Source organism: Pseudomonas sp. TE12508, assembly GCF_056279485.1.
In genome coordinates this window covers 224,680-246,870 of the sequence record NZ_JBWCCN010000009.1, presented here as the reverse complement: position 1 = coordinate 246,870, position 22,191 = coordinate 224,680, and the positions used below count along the sequence as shown (strand labels likewise).

The 22,191-nt window shown below is 60.2% G+C and carries 17 protein-coding genes; 12 read left to right on the top strand and 5 right to left on the bottom strand.

The window, feature by feature from the left end; genetic code table 11:
• Positions 1–43: 43 nt before the first annotated feature.
• Positions 44–1,096 carry a hypothetical protein gene (locus ACZ9IM_RS15045; protein WP_476224340.1) on the bottom strand — a complete coding sequence of 351 codons (1,053 nt, stop codon included), beginning with the start codon at positions 1,094–1,096 and terminating at the stop codon, positions 44–46.
• 339 nt (positions 1,097–1,435) lie between these two features.
• Between ACZ9IM_RS15045 and ACZ9IM_RS15040 the strand changes: the two genes are divergently transcribed.
• From ACZ9IM_RS15040 to ACZ9IM_RS14995, 10 genes are all read left to right on the top strand, one after another.
• Positions 1,436–2,317, top strand: a complete 882-nt coding sequence (locus ACZ9IM_RS15040) for an esterase/lipase family protein (RefSeq protein WP_476224339.1) — start codon at positions 1,436–1,438, stop codon at positions 2,315–2,317.
• A gap of 96 nt (positions 2,318–2,413) precedes the next feature.
• Entirely contained in the window at positions 2,414–2,695 is a 282-nt protein-coding gene (locus tag ACZ9IM_RS15035) for a peptidylprolyl isomerase (RefSeq protein ID WP_007898306.1), read from the top strand.
• A gap of 136 nt (positions 2,696–2,831) precedes the next feature.
• Complete coding sequence (locus tag ACZ9IM_RS15030) at positions 2,832–4,700, top strand: extracellular solute-binding protein (protein ID WP_476224338.1); 1,869 nt, start codon at positions 2,832–2,834, stop codon at positions 4,698–4,700.
• Positions 4,700–5,761 carry a microcin C ABC transporter permease YejB gene (locus ACZ9IM_RS15025; protein ID WP_476224337.1) on the top strand — a complete coding sequence of 354 codons (1,062 nt, stop codon included), beginning with the start codon at positions 4,700–4,702 and terminating at the stop codon, positions 5,759–5,761. Before ACZ9IM_RS15030 ends, ACZ9IM_RS15025 begins: the two co-directional genes overlap by 1 nt.
• Positions 5,761–6,783, top strand: a complete 1,023-nt coding sequence (locus tag ACZ9IM_RS15020) for an ABC transporter permease (RefSeq protein WP_008006878.1) — start codon at positions 5,761–5,763, stop codon at positions 6,781–6,783. The genes ACZ9IM_RS15025 and ACZ9IM_RS15020 overlap by 1 nt, the downstream gene beginning before the upstream one ends.
• A gap of 27 nt (positions 6,784–6,810) precedes the next feature.
• A complete protein-coding gene (locus ACZ9IM_RS15015; protein ID WP_476224336.1) occupies positions 6,811–8,391 on the top strand; it encodes an ABC transporter ATP-binding protein in 1,581 nt (526 codons plus the stop codon).
• Between the two features lie 147 nt (positions 8,392–8,538).
• A complete protein-coding gene (locus tag ACZ9IM_RS15010) occupies positions 8,539–9,954 on the top strand; it encodes a sigma-54 interaction domain-containing protein (protein ID WP_476224335.1) in 1,416 nt (471 codons plus the stop codon).
• Between the two features lie 281 nt (positions 9,955–10,235).
• The gene (locus ACZ9IM_RS15005) at positions 10,236–11,627 is read left to right on the top strand and encodes a GntP family permease (protein WP_063340146.1); all 1,392 of its coding nucleotides are present in this window, start codon (positions 10,236–10,238) and stop codon (positions 11,625–11,627) included.
• Positions 11,628–11,634: 7 nt separating this feature from the next.
• Positions 11,635–12,408, top strand: a complete 774-nt coding sequence (gene hbdH, locus ACZ9IM_RS15000) for a 3-hydroxybutyrate dehydrogenase (protein ID WP_476224334.1) — start codon at positions 11,635–11,637, stop codon at positions 12,406–12,408.
• Positions 12,409–12,548: 140 nt separating this feature from the next.
• Positions 12,549–14,504: an acetoacetate--CoA ligase gene (locus ACZ9IM_RS14995; RefSeq protein WP_476224333.1), complete on the top strand. Its 1,956-nt coding sequence runs from the start codon at positions 12,549–12,551 to the stop codon at positions 14,502–14,504.
• 199 nt (positions 14,505–14,703) lie between these two features.
• Here ACZ9IM_RS14995 and ACZ9IM_RS14990 read toward each other — a convergent pair whose 3' ends face one another.
• Positions 14,704–15,813, bottom strand: coding sequence for a PilT/PilU family type 4a pilus ATPase (locus tag ACZ9IM_RS14990; protein ID WP_192343754.1), 1,110 nt, complete (start codon positions 15,811–15,813; stop codon positions 14,704–14,706).
• A gap of 119 nt (positions 15,814–15,932) precedes the next feature.
• Here ACZ9IM_RS14990 and ACZ9IM_RS14985 point away from each other — a divergent pair, with 119 nt between their 5' ends.
• The gene (locus ACZ9IM_RS14985) at positions 15,933–18,470 is read left to right on the top strand and encodes a PAS domain-containing hybrid sensor histidine kinase/response regulator (protein WP_476224332.1); all 2,538 of its coding nucleotides are present in this window, start codon (positions 15,933–15,935) and stop codon (positions 18,468–18,470) included.
• A 66-nt stretch (positions 18,471–18,536) separates the two neighbouring features.
• A complete protein-coding gene (locus ACZ9IM_RS14980) occupies positions 18,537–18,812 on the top strand; it encodes a peptidylprolyl isomerase (RefSeq protein WP_007898282.1) in 276 nt (91 codons plus the stop codon).
• A 195-nt stretch (positions 18,813–19,007) separates the two neighbouring features.
• Here the strand turns inward: ACZ9IM_RS14980 and ACZ9IM_RS14975 are convergent, their stop codons facing one another.
• The 3 genes from ACZ9IM_RS14975 to ACZ9IM_RS14965 all read right to left on the bottom strand — a co-directional run bounded on the left by ACZ9IM_RS14975 (position 19,008) and on the right by ACZ9IM_RS14965 (position 22,093).
• Complete coding sequence (locus ACZ9IM_RS14975) at positions 19,008–19,943, bottom strand: sugar kinase (protein WP_476224331.1); 936 nt, start codon at positions 19,941–19,943, stop codon at positions 19,008–19,010.
• Between the two features lie 128 nt (positions 19,944–20,071).
• Positions 20,072–21,289 carry an amino acid deaminase gene (locus ACZ9IM_RS14970; protein WP_427623180.1) on the bottom strand — a complete coding sequence of 406 codons (1,218 nt, stop codon included), beginning with the start codon at positions 21,287–21,289 and terminating at the stop codon, positions 20,072–20,074.
• A gap of 39 nt (positions 21,290–21,328) precedes the next feature.
• Positions 21,329–22,093 (bottom strand): IclR family transcriptional regulator, encoded by a 765-nt coding sequence (locus tag ACZ9IM_RS14965; protein ID WP_476224352.1) that lies wholly within the window; start codon positions 22,091–22,093, stop codon positions 21,329–21,331.
• Between the last annotated feature and the right edge of the window lie 98 nt (positions 22,094–22,191).

The following is a 22,191-nucleotide window of genomic DNA, read 5'->3' as shown; positions in this document are numbered from 1 at the left end:
CAGTTCTCCAAGCGATAACTGGAAGGCGGTTGCCTTAAACCGGTTACGACTGCACTTGTACCAACGTGACTTCGGACTGTTGGCTCACATCGTCGAGACGCTCGACCGAATAGGCTACCCGGACCGTCAAGTCCCGATGCTCGCGCCAAAACCTGTAGGGAACGATAAATACCAGCGGTTGACCGGCCATTTCCCTTGAGATCTCACGATCATCACGATGATTGAAATGCTCCCCGTCACATTTCAGATAAACCAGCTCACCCTCTTCTGCCTGGGCATTGTCGATCACGACGGTGACACCATCGATCGCATCTTGCAGATCCAGCCAACCCTCATCGGCCTCCAGCACAGAGGGAGGCAATAGCGGTCCTCGCTCCAGAGGGCCGATCAACAACTGTGCAGGCTCCGAGAAGCGAGGCTCTTGGCCTTCCTTCTCGACGCAATAGCTGATCGTAATGGTTGCACCAAGGTTGGGAGTAATAGACTCGGGACTTACCCAGAACGACAGTTCGCCACCCACTGCAAAGGATTCGATTTTCAATGTGTCATTGAAGCTTGATTGTGGCGTACCGCCGGCCCAGGACAGCAACACCCGATCTCCAGCCGCCATCCGGGGATACGGCTTGATCGTAACGCGGGCGCCCTCGGCGACCCTGTCGGGATCAAGTGTGCCACCCACCGCATCGTTCACAATCACAGGCAGCAGATCCGGCCTGACATCACCGACGCTCAACTGTAAACGCCCGGACTCCAAAGGCTCACAATGGAGCGCACTGTACAGCGTGTAGTAAACCTCAAGCGACCCGCCGTCCAGTGCGGCGATGTGTACGTCCGACACAGCAAAGACAATCACCCTGTCCACCTGGGCTTCGCTGACGAACCGCGACACTTCATGCCGATACGCCGCACCCTCTGCATCGATACCTGACCAGGACAAGACCAGCTTGTCTCCGCAGGCCATGGCCCGATAAGGCGCAACAGTGACAATGGCCTTTCTTTCGGATGGATCCAACATGGCGTTCTCCGCCTGGTCCAGCCGTGGTGCCGCCATGTATTGCTCTACAACATTCAGGTTTTCCGCTTCATAAATAGTCATTCATACGCTCCAGTCCTTGGAATAAATGCCGCCTTGAAAGTCGGCATCGAACGAAGCCTATTGAACCCCACGACGCTGATTCGTGATGCAGGGCAAAGGCGTCGGCTTGTACGGAGAAATGACGTTTCACAAGTAGGTCATTGCGAAAAAGCGTTCAACCATCGTTAAAAAGATGTCCAGATATTCCGACCAAGACCTCAGGTTCATCCGAACTTTCGCACTATTTCTATTCCGTTTTCATCGGGTTACAGCGGCTTTTTCATACATCGCCGAGCAGCTGGTGTGCTTTAGAGTGCCCCCTTGAGCACACACTTGGCCTACTGCGAAAAAGGAATCTACATGCTACGGAATGCAACCACTCACTATCCGATCCTGCTGGTCCACGGGCTCTTCGGCTTCGATCGCATCGGCAACCTGGAATTGTTCCATGACGTCAAACTGGCCCTCAGAAGTGCCGGCGCCAGGGTCTTCATCCCGCATCTGTCGGCTACCCACAGCAATGAAACCCGCGGCGAGCAACTGTTGGCGCAGATCGATCGGGTACTGCTAGGGACCGGTGCAAGCAAAGTCAATCTGATCGGTCACAGTCAGGGGGCGCTTGCGGCACGGTATGCAGGAGCGCTGGCACCCGAGGTGGTCGCCTCGGTGACATCGGTCAGCGGGCCGAATCATGGCTCGGAACTGGCCGACTTCCTGCGTAAGGCGCTGATCCCCGGACGCCTGCCGGAACACGTTGCCGGAGCGGTGGCCACGCTGTTCGCCGATTTCCTGTCATTGCTCAGTGGCAACCGGCATCTGCCGCAAAATGCCATTGCCGCGCTCAATGCACTGACCACCGAAGGCGTCGGCGCCTTTAACGACAAGTACCCGCAAGGGTTGCCAAAAACCTGGGGCGGCAAGGGTCGCGATCAGGTCAATGGCGTGCGCTACTATTCCTGGAGCGGCACTTTGCAGGGAGCCATCCTCGATGAGGGACTCCATGCACTCAATCCGCTGCACGGGTTTCTGCGGGCCTTCTCCCACTATTTCACCACCGAAGCCGAGCACAATGACGGCATGGTCGGTCGATTCAGTTCCCATCTGGGCAAAGTGATCCGTTCGGATTATTCGCTGGATCATCTGGATAGCCTCGGCCAGACAACCGGTCAGGTCCGCCAGGGTATCGACCCGATTGCCCTGTATGTGCAACATGCCGAACGCTTGCGAAATGCCGGCCTTTAAAACGCTGCATGAAAGAGACGGAACTTTGGGGAAGAAATAGCCCACTGAATCCGGTAGGCTCCGCATTTTATTGAACATTGAATGGAGTATTTTCCCATGGCCAAAGCCACTGCCCGTCACATCCTGGTTTCCAGCGAAGAAAAGTGCAACGAACTCAAGGCCCAGATCGAGGCCGGTGCCGACTTCGCCGAAGTCGCCAAAGCCAACTCCTCCTGCCCTTCCAGCCGCCAGGGCGGTGACCTGGGTTCGTTCGGCCCGGGCCAGATGGTCAAGGAATTCGACACCGTGGTCTTCAGCGCGCCGATCAACGTGGTGCAAGGCCCGGTCAAGACCCAGTTCGGTTACCACCTGCTGGAAGTGACCAGTCGTCAGGACTGATCAGCGCTTTGAGTTTGCTACACAACGGCCCGCCTTTTGGTGGGCCGTTGTGTTTTCGTTACGTGATACGGCTGGCGAGGGACGCGCCGCTAGCGTACAAATTGTGGTTATCCACCACCCGGCTCTAAGGCTGACAATGCGACTGGCTTTCCCCACTTTGTTGTTCACTGCCGTGGCGCTGCTATTAAGTGCCGTTGGTGTGAACGCTGCACCGCAACATGCGTTGACCGTGTACGGTGAACCGGCGAAGTATCCCGCTGGCTTCAGCCATTTCGCCTACACCAACCCGCAAGCGCCCAAGGGCGGCACGATGCGTCGCTCGGCGATGGAAATCGGTCATTTCGACCATATGCTGCCGTACATCGACAAGGGCACGGGTGTCACGCAGATCGACGGCTTGATCTACTCGCCCCTGGCCCAGCGTTCGCTGGACGAGCCCTATACCGTTTACGGCCTGGTCGCCCAACGGATGGAGCGTTCCGACGACGGACTGTCCCTGCATTTCTACCTGAATCCGAAGGCCCGTTTCGCCGACGGCAAGCCGATCACCGCCGAAGACGTGCGCTACACCTTCAACCTGCTGATGACTCAGGGCAGCCTGCGCTATCGCACGCAATTCGCCGACGTCAAAGGCGTCGAAGTGGAGTCACCACTCACCGTTCGGTTCGACTTCAAGAGCAACGAAAACCGTACCCTGCCCCTGGACCTCGCGACCTTGCCGGTATTTCCCGAGCACTGGTGGAAAACCCGCGACTTTGCCAACGGCGGTGGTTACGAGCCGCCGCTGGGCAGCGGGCCGTATCGCGTGAGCAAGGTCGACTCCGGGCGCAGCATCACCTTCGAGCGTAACGCCGACTGGTGGGGCAAGGATTTACCGGTCAGCCGTGGCCTCTACAACTTCGATCATTTCAGCATCGAGTACTTCGGCGATACCGATGTCGCCCGCCAGGTCCTGCGAGGTGGCGCCTACGACTACAACCGCGAATTCTCCGCCACCGCCTACTCCATCCTCTACGAAAGCCCGGCCCTGAGCGACGGTCGCCTGCAAAAGGCTCACTTGGCCAAAGAGGCACCGCAATCGGCCCAGGGTTTTGTGTTCAACCTGCAAAACCCGATGTTCCAGGACCGTCGCGTGCGTCAGGCCCTGGCCATGCTCTGGGATTTCGAGTGGAGCAACCGGCAGATGATGCGCGAGATGTACATCCGCCAGCAGAGCTACTTTTCCAACACCGACCTCGCTGCCCGAGAACTGCCTGACGCAGGCGAACGGGCGATTCTGGAACCCCTGCGCGGGCAGATCCCCGACGAAGTCTTCACCCAGGTCTTCGAAGCGCCGAAAACCGACGGCAGCGGCGTGATTCGCGACAAACAGTTGCAAGCACTGGGTTTGCTCGAACAAGCCGGGTGGAAACCCGATGGCGATCAATTGGTCAACGCCCAAGGTCAACCACTGAGCTTCACTTTCCTGGTCAGCCAGAACGGCATGGACCGACTGCTGTTGCCTTATAAACGCACCCTGAAACAAATCGGCATCGACCTGAATATTCGGCGCATCGACGCGTCCCAGTACGTCAACCGCCTGATGTCCCGGGACTACGACATGATTGTCACCGGCTACCCGGTCACCACTTCGCCGGGCAACGAGCTGTACAACTACTTTGGCTCGGCGGCGGCCAACGATCCCGGTTCCAACAACTATATGGTGCTGAAGAACCCGGCGGTCGATACGCTGGTCAACGGCCTGGTTCGCGCCACCACCCAGGCTGACATGCTGCGCTATGCCCATGCCCTGGACCGCGTCCTGCAATGGAACTTCTATTGGATTCCCAATTATTACCCGCCAGGCAGCTCGACCGTGTGGTGGAACCGCTTCGGCATTCCCTCTGTACAGGCGAGCAATGACGCAGCCATCGAGAGTTGGTGGGAAGTGAGCACCACGCCCCTGACTAACGAACAGATGACCGCCGAACTGATCAAACGCGGCCAACCCGGAGGGCCGCGCTGATGTGGGCTTACATACTGCGGCGTTTGCTGCTGATCATTCCGACACTGGTGATCATTCTTCTGGTCAATTTCGTCATCGTCCAGGCCGCACCCGGTGGCCCGGTGGAACAGGCCATCGCGCAGTTGCAGGGCATTGGCGGTGCGAGTGTCGGTGGCGGTTCCAGCGAAACCATGCATGGCAGTTCACGGGCCAGCCGTGGGCTCGACCCGCAGCTGATCAAGGAGATTGAAAAGCAATACGGCTTCGATAAGCCGGCACCGGAACGCCTGTGGCTGATGCTCAAGAGCTACGCCCGCCTCGACTTCGGCAAGAGCTTTTTCCGTGGTGCCACGGTCACCGACCTGATCCTGGAAAAAATGCCGGTGACCATTTCTCTCGGGCTCTGGGCCACGTTGATCACTTATCTGGTGTCGATTCCCCTGGGCATTCGCAAGGCCGTGCATCATGGCAGCCATTTCGATATCTGGAGCAGCACCGCGATCATCATCGGTTACGCCATGCCGGCCTTCCTGTTCGCGATGTTCCTGATCGTGGTGTTCGCCGGCGGCACCTCATTCAACTGGTTCCCGGTGCGCGGCCTGGTCTCGGACAATTTCGAGTCGCTGTCGACCCTGGGCAAAATCACCGATTACTTCTGGCACCTGGTGCTACCAGTGACAGCGCTGGTGGTTGGCGGTTTCGCCACCCTGACCATCCTCACCAAGAACTCCTTCCTCAATGAAATCACTCGCCAATACGTGGTCACCGCCCGAGCCAAGGGCTTGAGCGAACGCCGGGTGCTTTACGGTCATGTGTTTCGCAACGCCATGCTGCTGGTGGTGTCAGGAATTCCGCAGGCCTTCATCAGCGTATTTTTTGCCGGCTCACTGCTGATCGAAGTGATTTTCTCCCTCGATGGCCTGGGTCGCATGAGTTACGAAGCCGCGGTTTCACGGGACTATCCGGTGGTATTCGGTTCGCTGTTCATCTTCACCTTGTTCGGCCTGCTGATAAAACTCATCGGCGACCTTTGCTACACCCTGGTCGACCCGCGTATCGACTTCGCCGCGAGGAACGCCTGATGTTCAAGCTCTCGCCGCTGGGCCGTCGCCGTTTCGACCGCTTCAAGAAAAACCGCCGGGGCTGGTGGTCGCTGTGGTTGTTTATCGGCCTGTTCCTGCTGACTCTGGGCGGCGAATTGATCGCCAACGACAAACCACTGATGGTCAGTTATCAGGGCTCGTTGTACTTCCCGGCGTTCAAACGCCACACCGAACAGGAGTTTGGTGGGCAACTGCCGTTCCAGGCCGATTACCGCAGCGATTACGTACAGAAGCTGATCCACAAGGATGGCGGCTGGATACTGTTCCCACCGATCCCGTTCAGCGACGACACGCCCAATTACGACCTCAATCAACCCGCGCCGAGCCCGCCGTCGAAGGTCAACTGGCTGGGCACTGACGATCAGGCCCGGGACGTGCTGGCCCGGGTGATTTTCGGGGCACGGGTGTCGATTCTGTTCGCGCTGGCGCTGACCTTCATCAGCGCGTTGATCGGCATCGCCGCCGGTGCGCTGCAAGGCTACTACGGCGGTTGGGTTGACCTGCTCGGCCAGCGCCTGCTGGAAGTCTGGTCAGGGCTGCCGGTGCTGTACCTGCTGATCATTCTGTCGGGCTTCGTCGAGCCGAATTTCTGGTGGCTGCTGGGGATCATGGCGCTGTTTTCCTGGCTGGCCCTGGTGGACGTGGTGCGCGCCGAGTTCCTGCGCGGGCGCAACCTCGAATACGTCAAGGCCGCCCGTGCGCTGGGCCTGACCGACCGCAAGGTGATCGTGCGGCACATTCTGCCCAACGCGATGAACGCCACCCTGAGCTATTTGCCGTTCATTTTGACCGGGGCGATTTCCACCCTCACTGCGCTGGATTTTCTCGGCTTCGGCATGCCGGCTGGCAGTGCGTCCCTGGGCGAATTGATCGGTCAGGGCAAGCAGAACCTGCAAGCACCATGGCTGGGGCTGACGGCATTTTTCACCCTGGCGCTGATTCTTTCTCTACTGGTGTTCATCGGCGAGGCATTACGTGATGCCTTTGATCCACGCTCTTGATCGACAACCATGACACGGACTGGTGATATGACTGACAACCTGATCGAAATCCGTGACCTCAACGTGGCCTTCAGCGGCCAGACAGTGGTGCGCAACCTGTGCCTGGACATCCGCCCCGGCGAATGCCTGGCGCTAGTCGGCGAATCGGGTTCCGGCAAGTCGGTGACCGCCCACTCGATCCTGCAACTGCTGCCCGAGACCGGCACTGAAACCACCGGCAGCATTCGCTATCGCGGCCAGGAATTGATCGGCACCGACGTCAAGACCTTGCGCGAGCTGCGCGGCAACCGGATCGCGATGATCTTCCAGGAGCCGATGACCTCCCTCAATCCGCTGCACAGCGTTGAAAAGCAGATCGGCGAAACCCTGCTGCTGCACCGAGGGTTGGGCGGCAAAGCGGCGCAAGCAAGGATTCTCGAGTTGCTGCAACTGGTAGGCATCCAGAAGCCCGAAGAACGGCTCAAGGCTTATCCCCATCAACTCTCTGGCGGCCAGCGACAACGGGTGATGATCGCCATGGCCCTGGCCTGCGAACCGGAATTGCTGATCGCCGACGAGCCGACCACCGCGCTGGATGTGACGGTGCAACGCAAGATCCTGCTGCTGCTCAAATCCCTGCAACAGCGGCTCGGCATGTCGCTGCTGTTGATCAGCCACGACCTCAATCTGGTGCGCAGCATCGCCCAGCGGGTGTGCGTGATGAAGGCCGGGGAAATCGTCGAACAGGCGCCTTGCGAGACACTGTTCACCGAGCCGAAACATCCTTATAGCTGCGTATTACTGCACGCCGAACCGGAAGGTGAAGCCCTGCCCCGGGACGAGCGTGAAAAAGTGCTGGAAGTGGATAATTTGCAGGTGCATTTCGCCATCGGTGGCGGCCTGTTCCAGCGTAAAACTTACCTGCGCGCGGTGGATGGCATCAGTCTGAATGTTCAGCGTGGCAAGACGCTGGGCATCGTCGGCGAGTCCGGTTCGGGCAAGTCCACCCTCGGTCAGGCGATCCTGCGCTTGCTCGATTCGCAAGGCAGCATTCGCTTTCAGGGCGAGGCCCTCGATGGCTTGACGCAAAAGCAGCTGCGACCGTGGCGCAAGAAGATGCAGGTGGTGTTCCAGGACCCCTTCGGCAGTCTCAGCCCGCGAATGTCCGTGGCGCAGATCATCAGTGAAGGCCTTGAGGTTCACAGCCAGTCCACCCCTGACGAATGCGAAGCCCAGGTGATCCGGGTGCTGGAAGAAGTCGGGCTCGACCCGCAAAGCCGTCATCGCTACCCGCACGAGTTCTCCGGCGGCCAACGCCAGCGCATCGCCATTGCCCGCGCACTGGTGCTGAAACCGGCGCTGATCCTGCTCGACGAACCGACCTCGGCGCTGGATCGCACGGTGCAAAAACAAGTGGTCGCCCTGCTCCGCCAGCTTCAGGAAAAATACGGCCTGACCTACCTGTTCATCAGTCACGACCTGGCGGTGATACGCGCCCTGGCCCACGACATGATCGTGATCAAGGACGGTAAAGTGGTGGAAAGCGGTGCCAGCCACGATGTATTCGACTCGCCGCAGCATCCCTACACCAAAGAGCTGTTGGCGGCGGCGCATCCGGGGTGGGCATAATCGGCGTCATGTCGTTGGACCGTGTAGCGGCCATCGCGAGCAGGCTCGCTCCCACAGGGGATTTGTGAACGACACAGATCGACTGTGGGAGCGAGCCTGCTCGCGATGGGGCCCGAACAAACACCACACATTCTGGATATGACACCGATGAACACCACCGAAAGCCTCAAGGACTACCAGCGCGTTCGTACCCTGGCGATCCGCTCGCTGTTCGAAATCATCGAGCAATCGAGCGAAGGCACGGTGATTGTCGATCGCGACGCGAACATCGTCTGGATGAACGAGCGTTATGCCCGGCGTTTCGGTCTCGAATCGGCCGCAGGTGCGATCGGCCGGGCCTGTGAAAGTGTGATCCCCGGCAGCCTGTTGCGTGAGGTGGTGCGCACCGGACGCCCCATCCTGCTGGACATGCAGGACACCCCCAAGGAACCGCTGGTGGTGATGCGCCTGCCGATTCACGACGATGCCGGCGCAGTGATTGGCGCTATCGGCTTTGCCCTGTTCGATGAATTGCGCAGCCTGTCGCCGATGCTCAAGCGCTACCTGAGCATGCAGGAAGAACTCGCCTCCACCCGCTCGCTGCTGCGGGCACGGCAGACCAAGTACAACTTCGCCCATTTCATCGGCACCAGCGCCGCCAGCCTGGAAGTCAAACGCCGCGCCCGGCGCAGCGCCAGTGCCGAGTCTCCGGTGTTGCTGCTGGGCGAAACCGGTACCGGCAAGGAGCTGCTGGCCCAAGCGATTCACGGCGCCTCGCCTCGGGCGCACAAAGCGTTCGTCAGCATCAACAGCGCGGCGATCCCCGAGTCGCTGCTGGAAGCCGAGTTCTTTGGCACCGCCCCCGGCGCATTCACCGGCGCCGATCGCAAGGGTCGCACCGGCAAGTTGCAAATCGCTCAGGGCGGCACGCTGTTTCTCGATGAGATCGGCGACATGCCGCTGCCGCTGCAAAGCAAGTTGCTGCGGGTGTTGCAGGAAAAGGAATTCGAGCCCGTAGGCTCCAACGAAGTGATCCAGAGCGATGTGCGAGTGATCGCGGCGACTTCCACCGATCTGGAAGCGGCGATCAAACGCGGCGAGTTTCGTGCCGATTTGTATTACCGCCTCAATGTGCTGCCGATTCAGGTCCCGCCCCTGCGTGATCGCCTCGACGACCTGCCGGCCCTCAGCGAAGCGATTCTCGAAGAGTTGCGCAGTCAGCACGAACTGAACCCCGAAGCTTTGGATTTGTTGGGTCAACACGCCTGGCCGGGGAACATCCGCGAACTGCGCAATGTTCTGGAGCGCGCGGCGTTGCTCAGTGATGATTTGATGCTGAACGTGGGGGATATCCGCGCGGCGATTGGCAGTTTTATCCCGGTGCAACGTGTGGCGCCCTTGGCCATCGAGCCGGTTGCCCATGAGACTTTCAGTGAAGCTCGCGAACGGTTTGATCGGCAGTTGATTGAAACCGCCCTCGCGCAATGCGGTGGGAAGGTTATTGAAGCGGCGGCGCGTTTGGGGCTGGGGCGGTCGACGTTGTACAAGAAAATGGTGGCGTTGGGGATTGCTGAGTCTCCATAAAGAGACACGCATCTCTATTTGTAGATCTATTTTCAAGATCAAAAGATCGCAGCCTTCGGCCGCTCCTACGGTGATTTCTGCGTTTCCCTGTAGGAGCTGCCGAAGGCTGCGATCTTTTAAGGCGCTCAACCGTCTCCAAACAGAGACAAACATCCTCCACAACATTCAGAAAAAATATAAATCCTTTATATTTCAGCAACTTATATATCTGGCACGAAACTCGCTATAGCCCTTCCCACAAAGCTTCACCCTACAAAAATAACAATCGAAGGAGACACACCATGAGTGTGATCATTGCCTTGGCAGCCCTCACGCTGCTGATGGTGGCTGCTTACCGTGGCTACAGCGTTATCCTCTTTGCCCCGATCGCCGCCCTCGGCGCCGTCCTGCTCACCGACCCTTCCGCCGTTGCCCCCGTCTTCACCGGGGTGTTCATGGAAAAAATGGTCGGTTTCGTCAAACTGTATTTCCCGGTGTTCCTGCTCGGTGCCGTGTTCGGCAAGCTGATCGAGTTGTCGGGCTTCTCCCGCTCCATCGTCGCAGCAGCCATTCGCTTGCTCGGCACTCGCCAGGCGATGCTGGTGATCGTGCTGGTCTGCGCCCTGCTCACTTACGGCGGCGTGTCGCTGTTTGTGGTGGTGTTTGCGGTCTACCCGTTTGCCGCCGAGATGTTCCGCCAGAGCAATATCCCCAAGCGCCTGATCCCGGCGACCATCGCCCTCGGCGCGTTTTCGTTCACCATGGACGCCCTGCCCGGCACGCCGCAGATCCAGAACATCATCCCCAGCACCTTCTTCAACACCACCGCCTGGGCCGCGCCGTGGCTGGGTGTGATCGGCACGATTTTCGTGTTCTGCGCCGGCATGCTGTTCCTTCAAAGCCAGCGCAACAAGGCCCAGCGCAGTGGTGAAGGGTATGGTTCAGCGCTGCGCAACGAGCCGGAAACCGCACCGGACATCAAGCTGCCCAACCCCTGGATCGCGCTGTCGCCACTGTTGATGGTGGGCCTGATGAACCTGCTGTTCACCCGCTGGATTCCGCTGTGGTACGGCAAGACTCACAGCCTCTCGTTGCCAGGCATGGCAGCACCGGTGACCACCGACATCGCCAAACTGACCGCGATCTGGGCGGTCCAGGCAGCCTTGCTGGTGGGCATCGTCATGGTGCTGGTGTTCGCCTTTCAGACGATTCGCGGCAAGTTGGCCGAAGGCAGTAAAAGTGCGGTCAGCGGCGCGCTGCTGGCGGCGATGAACACCGCGTCGGAATACGGTTTCGGTGCAGTGATCGCGTCGCTACCGGGTTTTCTGGTGCTGTCCGGCTGGCTCAAAAGCATTCCCAACCCGCTGGTCAACGAAGCGATTACCGTGACCCTGCTGGCCGGCATCACCGGTTCGGCGTCGGGCGGCATGAGCATTGCCCTGGCGGCAATGTCCGAGACATTCATCAGTGCTGCCCACGCCGCCAATATTCCGCTGGAAGTGCTGCACCGGGTCGCCGCGATGGCCAGTGGCGGCATGGACACCCTGCCGCACAACGGCGCGGTGATTACGTTGCTGGCGGTCACCGGTTTGACCCACCGCGAGGCCTACAAAGACATTTTCTGTATTACGCTGATCAAGACACTCGCTGTTTTTGTGGTGATCGGTACTTTCTACGCCACTGGCATTGTGTGAGGTATTCATGACGACTCTTTCGGGCAAGACCGCACTGGTCACCGGTTCCACCAGCGGCATCGGCCTTGGGATCGCCCTGAGCCTGGCCAAGGCTGGCGCCAACCTAATCCTCAACGGTTTCGGCGATGCATCCTCGGTGGTTGCCGAAATCGAAAAATTCGGCGGTAAGGTCGGCCATCACCCCGCCGACGTCAGCGACCCGGCGCAGATCGCCGACATGATCGAGTACGCCGAGCGGGAGTTCGGCGGCGTGGATATCCTGGTCAACAACGCGGGCATCCAGCACGTGGCGTCGGTGGAAGATTTTCCGGTGGAGCGCTGGGACTCGATCATTGCGATCAATCTGTCGTCGGTGTTTCACAGTACCCGTTTGAGCTTGCCGGGGATGCGCACCAAGGGCTGGGGTCGGATCATCAACATCGCGTCAGTGCATGGCCAGGTCGGTTCAGTGGGCAAGGCGGCGTACGTTGCGGCCAAGCATGGTGTGATCGGCCTGACCAAGGTGGTCGGCCTGGAAACCGCCACGACGAACGTCACCTGCAACGCCATCTGCCCGGGTTGGGTGCTGACGCCGCTGGTGCAAAAGCAGATCGATGATCGCGCCGCGACCGGGATCGACCCGCAGCAGGCGCAACATGATTTGCTGGCCGAGAAGCAGCCGTCGCTGGAATTCGTGACGCCGCCGCAGCTGGGTGAGTTGGTGCTGTTTTTATGCAGCGAAGCCGGTAGCCAGGTGCGTGGCGCTGCGTGGAATATTGATGGTGGGTGGTTGGCGCAGTAACCCGCCGCTAGCCCCCTGACACTGATCGTTCCCACGCTCTGCGTGGGAATGCAGCCCGGGACGCTCTGCGTCCCAAAGCGGACGCGGAGCGTCCATTGAGGCATTCCCACGCAGAGCGTGGGAACGAGAGAGGCCAAGCCATGTCCGACATCCTCTGGCAACCCGGCACCGAGCGCATCGGCAAATCCCGCATGGAGGCCTTCCGGCGCTTCGTCAATCAGCGACATGCCCTTGAGATCGCCGACTACCCTGCCCTGCACCAGTGGAGCATCGATCAACGCGAAGCTTTCTGGCAGGCCATCGTCGATTTCTTCGACATCCGTTTTCACGATCAGCCAGACGCGGTGCTGATAGAGGGCGCACAAATGCCCAGCGCCCAGTGGTTCCCCGGCGCCACGCTGAACTTCGCCGAGCACTTGCTGCGCCGTCGCGACGATGCCGTGGCGGTGGTGGCCATTGGCGAAAACGGCCAACGGGAACAACTGACCTGGGCCGAACTGGCGAGCCATGTCGCCGGCTTTCAAAACGGCCTGAAAGCCGCCGGTGTCGGCCTCGGCGACCGCGTGGCCGCGTGCATGCCGAACACCTGGCAAACATTGGTGGCCATGCTCGCCACCACCAGTCTGGGTGCGATCTGGTCTTGTTCCTCGCCAGATTTCGGTACTCATGGGGTGATCGACCGTTTCGGCCAGATCGAGCCGAAAGTGCTGATCACCTGCGCCGGCTACCGCTACGCCGGCAAAGAGATTGACCAGACCGCCAAGGTCAACGAAATCCTCGGGCAACTGCCGTCCTTGCAGCAGTTGATCGTTGTGCCTTATGCACGACCCCAGGCGCGTATAGAGGACTTCCGCAGCCAGGCCAACGTGACGCTATGGGACGATTTCTACGACCCGGGCGGCGAGCCGCAATTCATTCCCGTGCCCTTCGCTCATCCGCTGTACATCCTCTATTCCAGCGGCACCACCGGCGTGCCGAAATGCATTGTTCACAGCACCGGCGGCGTACTGCTGCAACACGTCAAGGAACATGGGCTGCATACCGATCTTGGCCCCGGCGACCGTTTGTTCTACTACACCACATGCGGCTGGATGATGTGGAACTGGCTGGTCTCGGCCCTGGCCGTCGACAGCGCCGTGGTGCTGTACGACGGCTCGCCATTTCATCCAGGCCCGGAGCGTTTGATCGACCTGATAGACGACGAACGCATCAACGTCTTCGGCACCAGCCCCAAGTTCCTCACCGCGCTGGAAAGCAATGGCCTGAAGCCCTGCGACAGTCATGACCTGAGCAGCCTGAAAACCGTGTTGTCCACCGGATCCGCGCTATCCCCGCAAAGCTTCGATTACGTCTATCGCGCGTTCAAGTCCGACCTGTGCCTGTCCTCAATGTCCGGCGGCACCGACATCGTTTCGTGCTTTGTGATCGGTAACCCGGTGCTGCCGGTGCGTCGTGGCGAAATGCAGTGCAAGGGCCTGGGCATGGCGGTGGAAGTCTGGAACGACGCCGGTACGCCTGTGATCGGGGAAAAAGGCGAGCTGGTGTGCACCCGGCATTTTCCGGCCATGCCCATCGGTTTGTGGCATGACCCTGATGGGGAGAAGCTACGAAAGTCCTATTTCAGCCTGTTCCCCGGTGTCTGGGCCCAGGGCGATTACGCCGAACAACTGCCCCACGGTGGCATGTTGATCCACGGGCGTTCCGATGCCGTGCTCAACCCCGGTGGCGTGCGCATCGGCACGGCGGAAATCTATCGTCAGGTGGAGAAAATCCCGCAGGTGCTGGACAGCGTCGCCATCGGCCAGCAATGGCAGGATGACGTGCGGGTGGTGCTGTTTGTGAAGTTGCGTGATGGTGTCGAGCTGGACGAAGCGCTGCAACAACAGATTCGCCAGGTTATCCGCGCCAACACCACGCCGCGGCATGTGCCGGCGAAGATTGTCGCGGTGACGGATATACCGCGAACCATCAGTGGCAAGGTGGTCGAGCTGGCGGTAAGGAATGTGGTGCATGGCCAGAAGGTGAAAAACACCGATGCACTGGCCAATCCCGAGGCATTGGAGCAGTTTCGCGACCGCCCCGAACTGAGCGACTGAAACGTAGATCCACTGTGGGAGCGAGCTTATGTGGCGAGGGGGCTTGCCCCCGTTGGAGTGCGGAGCGCTCCCAAAACCAGTGGATGTGGTGCTTCAGTGAAACCGCGTCGTCCGATTTGCGACTGCTACGCAGCCGAACGGGGGCAAGCCCCCTCGCCACACAGGCTCGCTCCCACATTTTTGATCTGCGGCGGCCCCTTCAGTCCACTAATCCCCATTCCCCCGGCGGTGCATGGGGCCCAGGCGTGGCCTCGGCGTGCATTTTCAGGCGCAGACGCAAGTTGTTCACCGAATCTGCATGCTTCAATGCCTCTGCCTCATCAATCGCGCCCTCGGCAAACAGCCCGAACAGCGCACCATCAAAGGTCTGCATTCCCGCTTCTGACGACTTCTCCATAATCCCCTTGAGCTCGCCAAGCTCATTGCGCCGGATCAGGTCACCGATGGTTGGCGTTCCCAGCATCACTTCCACCGCCGCCCGGCGCTGCCCATCCCGGGTACGCACCAAACGCTGGGAAACAAAGGCCTTGAGGTTATTGCCCAGGTCATGGAGCAGTTGCGCCCGGCGTTCTTCGGGAAAGAAGTTAATCACCCGGTCCAGTGCCTGATTGGCGTTGTGCGCATGCAAAGTGGAAATGACCAGATGACCGGTATCGGCAAACGCCAACGCGTGTTCCATAGTCTCGCGATCGCGGATCTCGCCGATCAGCACCACGTCCGGCGCCTGGCGCAGGGTATTTTTCAACGCCGCATGAAAACTGCGGGTGTCTACGCCGACCTCACGCTGGTTGATGATCGACTTCTTGTGCCGATGGATAAACTCGACCGGGTCTTCGATGGTGATGATATGGCCGCTGCTGTGACGGTTGCGGTAATCGATCAGCGCCGCCAACGAAGTCGACTTGCCCGAACCGGTCGAGCCGACGAACAATATCAGCCCCTGTTTGAGCATCACGGTTTCGAGCAACACCGGTGGCAGCTTGAGGTCTTCGAAGCGTGGAATGTCGAGTTTGATATTGCGCGCCACGATCGACACATCATTGCGCTGCTTGAAGATATTGAGCCGAAAGCGTCCGACCCCGGCCAGGGAAAGCGCCAGGTTCATTTCCAGTTCGCGATCGAACTCCAGGCGCTGTTCGGCGTCCATGATGGACGCGGCAATGGCTGCGATTTCTCCGGGCTTGAACGGTTGCTCGGCCAGGGCTTTGAGCACACCGTCAAATTTCGCGCTGGGTGGCGCGCCCGTGGAAAGGTAAAGATCGGAGCCATTGCGGCTGGCCAGAATTTGCAACAGTGCATCGATTTCCATGGCAAAAAACACCCGCGAAGCATTCAATTGAAAAAATGACCCCAAACGGATCATCCAGCGTCTACCGCCATGCAAGGATAGTAGACGCCGCCACACCGACTGACACGCAGGACATTGCAATGAACGCACCACCGACCGCCAGTGACGCCCAGGCCTTGATTGCCCGACTGGACTGGACAAACAACCCGCTGGGCGCCGCTGATCACTGGCCGCAGAGCCTGCGCACCGCCGTGGACATTGTGATTCACTCGCCAATGCCGATGCTGTTGCTGTGGGGCCCGCAGCTCACCCAGATCTACAACGACGGCTTCGCCTTCCTCGCCGGCAGCAAGCACCCTCACGCTTTCGGACAACCGACGCACCTGATCTGGCCAGAACTTAAAGACTTCACTGACCCGATTTACAGCGCCGTCCTACAGGGCCAGGTGCGGACCTACAGCGAGCAGCGCTTTACCTTGCAGCGCGACGGGCGAGATTCCGACTTCTGGCTGGATTTGACCTACAGCCCCATTCGCAATGAAAGTGCCGAGGTCGCCGGGATTCTGGTCACGGCCATCGAAACCAACGAACGCCGCCGCATCGCCCTGGAACTCGAACAACGCTCCGCCGCCAGCCTCAAGGCCCAGCACGAAACCGAACAGCGCCTGCAACTGGCGCTGGCCGCCACCGATGCCGTCGGCACCTGGGACTGGGACATTGGCGAAGACCGTTTCATCGCCGATGCCCACTTCGCGCAATTGCATGGCGTCGATCCGGCCATGGCCAGCCAGTTGCCCATCAGCGAATACCTCCACGGCGTACACCCGGAAGACCGGGCGATGATTGCCCGCAGCATCAAGCACTGCATCACCCATGGCAGCGAGTACGCCGAGGAATATCGCTTGCTGCAGCCCGACGGCCAATTGCGCTGGGTGTTTGCCCGAGGCCGCTGCTACAAGGATCATCATGGCCGGCCGATCCGTTTCCTTGGCGCCGCACTCGACCTGACCGAACGCAAACACATCGAACAGGCCTTGCGCCAGAGCCAGACCGAGCTGCAACTGATCATCAACGCCATGCCGATACTGATCAGTTACGTCGACAGCGAGGAGCGTTTTCGCCTCAACAATGCCGCCTACCTGGAATGGTACGGCCTGACGCCCCAAGAGCTTTACGGCCGCACCGTCCGTGAAGTGCTGGGCGACGAAGCCTATGCCCTGCGCGCCGAATACATTGCCGAAGCGCTGAAAGGCAAGGCCTGCAGTTTCAGCATCAGCGCCGCGCACCGCGATGGCAGCACCCGCCAGGCCCTGATGAACTACCTGCCGCGTCATGGCGCGGACGGCGCGGTCAATGGTTTTTACATTTTCGTGATCGACGAAACCGAGCGCAAACAGACCGAAGAAGCCCTGCGCAATCTCAACGAAACCCTTGAAGAACGCGTCAGCGCCCGCACTCAACAACTGGCCGAAGCCAACCAGCGGCTGCAGAACGAGATGTTCGAGCGCGAGCGCGCCGAAGACGCCTTGCGGCATGCGCAGAAAATGGAAGCGGTGGGACAGCTCACCGGCGGCATCGCCCATGACTTCAACAACATGCTCACCGGGATCATCGGCAGCCTCGATTTGATGCAGCGCTACATCGCCGACGGGCGTGCCGCCGAGATCGGTCGCTTCACCGAAGCCGCGGTGTCCTCGGCCCACCGCGCTGCCGCCCTGACCCATCGCCTGCTGGCGTTCTCCCGGCGTCAGTCGCTGGATCGCAAGCCGCTGAATGCCAACCAGCTGGTGCACTCCCTGGAAGATTTGTTCCGCCGCACCAAGGGCGACCATATCGAGCTCAAAATGCAACTGGCCGATGAAGTCTGGCCCGTCAGCACTGACGTCAGCCAACTGGAAAACGCCTTGCTCAACCTCGTGATCAATGCCCGGGATGCGATGCCCGAAGGTGGCGAGCTGCTGATCGAAACCGCCAACGTTCATCTTGACGGTAGCGACATCACCCCCCTGGAACCGGTCACGGCCGGGGATTACCTGATGATCGCCGTTAGCGACAATGGCGCCGGCATGACACCGTCAGTGTTGGCCAAGGCCTTCGACCCGTTTTTCACCACTAAACCCATCGGTCAGGGCACCGGCCTTGGACTGTCGATGATCTATGGTTTCGCCCAGCAGTCGGGCGGGCATGTCAGCCTTCACAGCTTGCCAGGCCAGGGCACTAGCGTTCGTCTGTATTTGCCACGCCTGCACGTCGCGGTGCCGGAGCACACTCTGGAGCCGCTCACCGGCGAAACTCCGGCAGCGGTGGCCGGTGAAACGGTGGTGTTGGTGGAAGACGATCCGGCGGTGCGCATGCTGGTGCTCGATCTGCTCAATGAACTGGGTTATCACGCCCATGAAGCCGAAGACGCGAAGGCCGCCCTGCCCTTGCTTGAATCCGACCTGCGGGTCGATCTGCTGGTGACCGATGTCGGGCTGCCGGGCATGAATGGTCGGCAACTGGCAGAAATCGCGCGTCAGCATCGCCCGGATCTGAAGGTGCTGTTCATGACCGGTTATGCGGAGAAAGCCGCCGAACGCCAGGGGTTTCTGGAGGAAGGGATGGACATGGTGGCCAAACCTTTTTCCATTGACCTGTTGGCCAACAAGATTCGCACGATGATCGGCCAAGCGGACTGAGTTAAGGCATAATCGCGCGCCCCACGCTGGCACCAACATAGCCACCACCGTTGCAAGGTACTGCCAATGAAAGCCCAAGCCCGCCATATTCTGGTGAAAACCTCGGAAGAAGCCGAGCAGCTCAAACAACGCATCGCCAAGGGCGAAGCCTTCGATGTGCTGGCCAAGAAATACTCCACGTGCCCGTCCGGCAAACGCGGCGGCGACCTGGGCGAAGTACGGCCCGGGCAGATGGTCGGCGTGATCGATGCGGTGATCTTCAAAAAACCACTGCGGGTGGTGCATGGGCCGATCAAGAGCAAGTTCGGCTATCACCTGGTGCAGGTGTTTTATAGGGATTGATGGGCTTGGCTTTAGGGCCCTGTGGCGAGGGGGCTTGCCCCCGTTGGGTGGCGAAGCCGCCCCAAACCTGTGACCTTGATCTACCTGACACACCGAATGCGCAGGATTTACGACTGCTTCGCAGCCGAACGGGGTGATGCGGCATTCCGACAAGCCCCCTCGCCACAAAATCGCAACAACCACAGGCATTGCATTTCAATCTTTGGGTATGAGTGCCCCCGGCACCTGAATCACCCGACTCGCCAACCGATGCCCGGCCTCGGCAGCCTCGACCGGGCTGCCACCCTTGAGCCGACACGCCAAATACGCCGCACTGAACGAATCCCCCGCCGCCGTGGTGTCCACCACCCGCTCGACCACCTGCGCAGGCACTTCGAACGACTCTCCATCGCAGTGAATCAGACACGCCTCGGCCCCGCGCTTGAGCACCACTTCCGGCGTGCCCATCTGCTCGTACGCGGCAAACACCGCCGCGCAATCGGAAAAGTGGAACAGCGCCTGCTCATCGTCAAACGTCAACAACGCCAGGTCGATATAGGGCAGAACACTGCGATAAGCCGCCCGTGCCTCTTCAATCGAAGCCCACAAGCGTGGTCGATAATTGTTGTCGAACACGATCCGCGCATCCCGTTGCCGGGCTTCGATCAGGGTTTCCAGCAGTTTTTCCCGCCCTTGCACACCGAGCACCGCCAGGGTGATGCCGCTGAAATACAACACGTCGTAATCCGGCAGCGCCGCCAGGATCGGCGCGGCGGCCGGTGTGGTAAAGCAATCGCGCACTGCCGCTTCGTTGCGCCAGTAGAGAAAACGCCGCTCGCCGGCCGCATCGGTCTGGATGCAATACAGGCCAGGCAGGCGACCGGGCAAACGCTGGACCATGTCCAGCCCGATATTTTCACTGGCCCAGCTCTGGCACATCGCATCGCTGAAACTGTCATCGCCCAAGGCGGTGACGTAATCCACCGTGCCGCCATCGCCCAGCTCACGGGCCAGGTAGACCGCCGTGTTCAGGGTATCGCCGCCGAAGCTTTGTTGCAGCGTGCCATCGGTGCGCTGCTGCAATTCGATCATGCATTCGCCGATCAGGGCGATGCGTGGGGTGTTGGGGCCGAGGGGGCTGATGCTGTTCATATTGTGGGCCTCAGGCGTTTCTGTGTTGTCTGATAGGGCCCCATCGCGAGCAGGCTCGCTCCCACAGGGAAAACGCATTCCATTGTGGGAGCGAGCCTGCTCGCGATGGCCGACCTCGGTATGGATCCTTAAAAACAGGTTTCCATGGTTTCGATGACATTCAGTTGCTCATCCACCAGACACCCGATGCGCCATTTGTCGAACGTCAGGCACGGGTGCGAAGTACCGAACGAAATGATATCGCCCACCCGCAACTCAACCCCCGGCGCCACAGTCATGAACGCGTGCTGGTCCATCACCGCCGTCACCTTGCAGGCACTCACATCCTCGCCGACCGCTGGCACCACACCGGCCTTGTAACGCAGCAACGGCACCGGCAAACCGGCGTCATAGGCGACGTCGCGTTTGCCCAGGGCGATCACCGCAAAACCCGGTTCAGGCAACGACTGCACATGCGCCCAGACTTCCAGCGCCGGACGCAAACCTTCGTGCAGGTCGCTGCGACGGTCGAGCACGCAGCATTGCGCTTCTTTGTAGATGCCATGGTCGTGAGCGACGTAGCTGCCAGGCCGCAGCACGCTGAGGAAGCGCCCGCCGGCGTTCTGCGCTTCGAAAGACTCGGCGATCAGGTCGTACCAAGCCGAACCCGACGCCGTGATGATCGGCTTGGCAATGGCGAACGCGCCGCTGTCCTGCAATTGCACCGCCAGGCGCACCAAAGAATCAGCGAACGCACGGATGCCGCTCACCGCGTGATCGCCGTGAATCACCCCTTCGTAGCCCTCGATTCCGGTCAGCGCCAATGCCGGTTGCGCCGCAATCGCCTTGGCCAGCGCCAGCACTTCGGCTTCGGTGCGGCAACCGCAACGCCCGCCGACCACGCCGTACTCGATCATCACGTTCAAGCGCACCCCGCGCGAGGCGAAATACGCGCCGAGGTCCGCGACGTTATCCGGATGATCGACCATGCAATAGAAATCGAAGGTCGGGTCTGCCAACAGATCAGCGATCAGCGCCATGTTCGGCGTGCCGATCAATTGGTTGGCCATCAGCACCCGATGCACGCCATGGGCGTAAGCCGCGCGGGTTTGCGTGGCGCTGGCCAGAGTAATGCCCCAGGCACCGGCGTCCAGTTGGCGGCGAAACAGCGCCGGGGTCATGCTGGTTTTGCCGTGGGGCGCCAGTTCCGCGCCGCTGTTACTGACAAAATCCTGCATCCAGCGAATGTTGTGTTCCAGCGCTTCGCGGTGCAGCACCAGCGCCGGCAGGCTGACGTCGCGTACCAGGTTGGCGCCAGTGTGGGCAAAGCCCTTTTCCACGGCGGCAGTATTTTTGGCGGAATACATGGTCGATCTCCTCACACTCGCGGCCGCAGGCAGCCGCTGTTATTCGTTGATACGCCGGGCGAGACTGTTGGCACTGTCGATCAGCACCCGACGATAGTCGTTGTAATTGTTCTTTGCATCGGCCCGTGGGGCGACAATGCACAGGGTGGCGATGGCCACGCCGTTCGGGTCTTTGACCGGGGCGGCGAAGCAATGGGTAAAGGTGTCAGCGACGCTATCGAAGGAAAAGAACCCATCGATACCGGCCTGGCGAATTTCCTCGAGAAACCGCTCCAGCGGCAAACGTTCGCCGTCGGGCAGGATGAAGTCGTCCGGGTCGATCAAGTCGACAATCTGCTGATCGCTCAGGTGCGCCAGCAGCAAGCGCCCGGAAGCGGTCCAGGGGATTGGCGCGTTCTCGCCGATGTCCGAGGAAATGCGGAAATGCCGCTCGCCTTCTTTCATCAACGCCACGGTATATTTGCGCCCGTTGAGCAGGCACATCTGCGCGGTTTCACGGGTCTGGCTGACGATTTCCTGCAAGGCATGATCGGCCTCGCGGGCCAGGTCGAAATGGCGCAAATGCGCCTGCCCGAGGAAGTACAGCTGACGACCGAGGTAAACGTGACCGTCCTTGCCCACAGGTTCAAGAATGCGCCGTTCCAACAAGGAGGCGACCAGTTCGTAGACCGTGGATTTCGGGCTGCCGATGCCGCTGGCGATTTCATTCGGGCGCAGGGGCTGGCCGATTTCCTTGAGGAAATCGAGAATGTCGAACGCCCGGTCCAGACCGCGAGCCCGGCGCTTGATGGTGTCTTCGGTCATTTCAGTGGTTCCCATTCAAAGTCGCCGGGAGTTTACCGCTAATGATCGTTCCCACGCTCTGCGTGGGAATGCCTCAATGGACGCTCTGCGTCCGCATT

Coding starts and splice junctions, on each gene's coding strand:
- ACZ9IM_RS14970 (WP_427623180.1), bottom strand. CDS start 21,289: ATGTATTCCGCCAAAAATACTGCCGCCGTGGAAAAGGGCTTTGCCCAC.
- ACZ9IM_RS14965 (WP_476224352.1), bottom strand. CDS start 22,093: ATGACCGAAGACACCATCAAGCGCCGGGCTCGCGGTCTGGACCGGGCG.
- ACZ9IM_RS15015 (WP_476224336.1), top strand. CDS start 6,811: ATGACTGACAACCTGATCGAAATCCGTGACCTCAACGTGGCCTTCAGC.
- ACZ9IM_RS14985 (WP_476224332.1), top strand. CDS start 15,933: ATGAACGCACCACCGACCGCCAGTGACGCCCAGGCCTTGATTGCCCGA.
- hbdH (WP_476224334.1), top strand. CDS start 11,635: ATGACGACTCTTTCGGGCAAGACCGCACTGGTCACCGGTTCCACCAGC.
- ACZ9IM_RS15005 (WP_063340146.1), top strand. CDS start 10,236: ATGAGTGTGATCATTGCCTTGGCAGCCCTCACGCTGCTGATGGTGGCT.
- ACZ9IM_RS14995 (WP_476224333.1), top strand. CDS start 12,549: ATGTCCGACATCCTCTGGCAACCCGGCACCGAGCGCATCGGCAAATCC.
- ACZ9IM_RS15035 (WP_007898306.1), top strand. CDS start 2,414: ATGGCCAAAGCCACTGCCCGTCACATCCTGGTTTCCAGCGAAGAAAAG.
- ACZ9IM_RS14975 (WP_476224331.1), bottom strand. CDS start 19,943: ATGAACAGCATCAGCCCCCTCGGCCCCAACACCCCACGCATCGCCCTG.
- ACZ9IM_RS15045 (WP_476224340.1), bottom strand. CDS start 1,096: ATGACTATTTATGAAGCGGAAAACCTGAATGTTGTAGAGCAATACATG.
- ACZ9IM_RS15040 (WP_476224339.1), top strand. CDS start 1,436: ATGCTACGGAATGCAACCACTCACTATCCGATCCTGCTGGTCCACGGG.
- ACZ9IM_RS15025 (WP_476224337.1), top strand. CDS start 4,700: ATGTGGGCTTACATACTGCGGCGTTTGCTGCTGATCATTCCGACACTG.
- ACZ9IM_RS14990 (WP_192343754.1), bottom strand. CDS start 15,813: ATGGAAATCGATGCACTGTTGCAAATTCTGGCCAGCCGCAATGGCTCC.
- ACZ9IM_RS15020 (WP_008006878.1), top strand. CDS start 5,761: ATGTTCAAGCTCTCGCCGCTGGGCCGTCGCCGTTTCGACCGCTTCAAG.
- ACZ9IM_RS15030 (WP_476224338.1), top strand. CDS start 2,832: ATGCGACTGGCTTTCCCCACTTTGTTGTTCACTGCCGTGGCGCTGCTA.
- ACZ9IM_RS14980 (WP_007898282.1), top strand. CDS start 18,537: ATGAAAGCCCAAGCCCGCCATATTCTGGTGAAAACCTCGGAAGAAGCC.
- ACZ9IM_RS15010 (WP_476224335.1), top strand. CDS start 8,539: ATGAACACCACCGAAAGCCTCAAGGACTACCAGCGCGTTCGTACCCTG.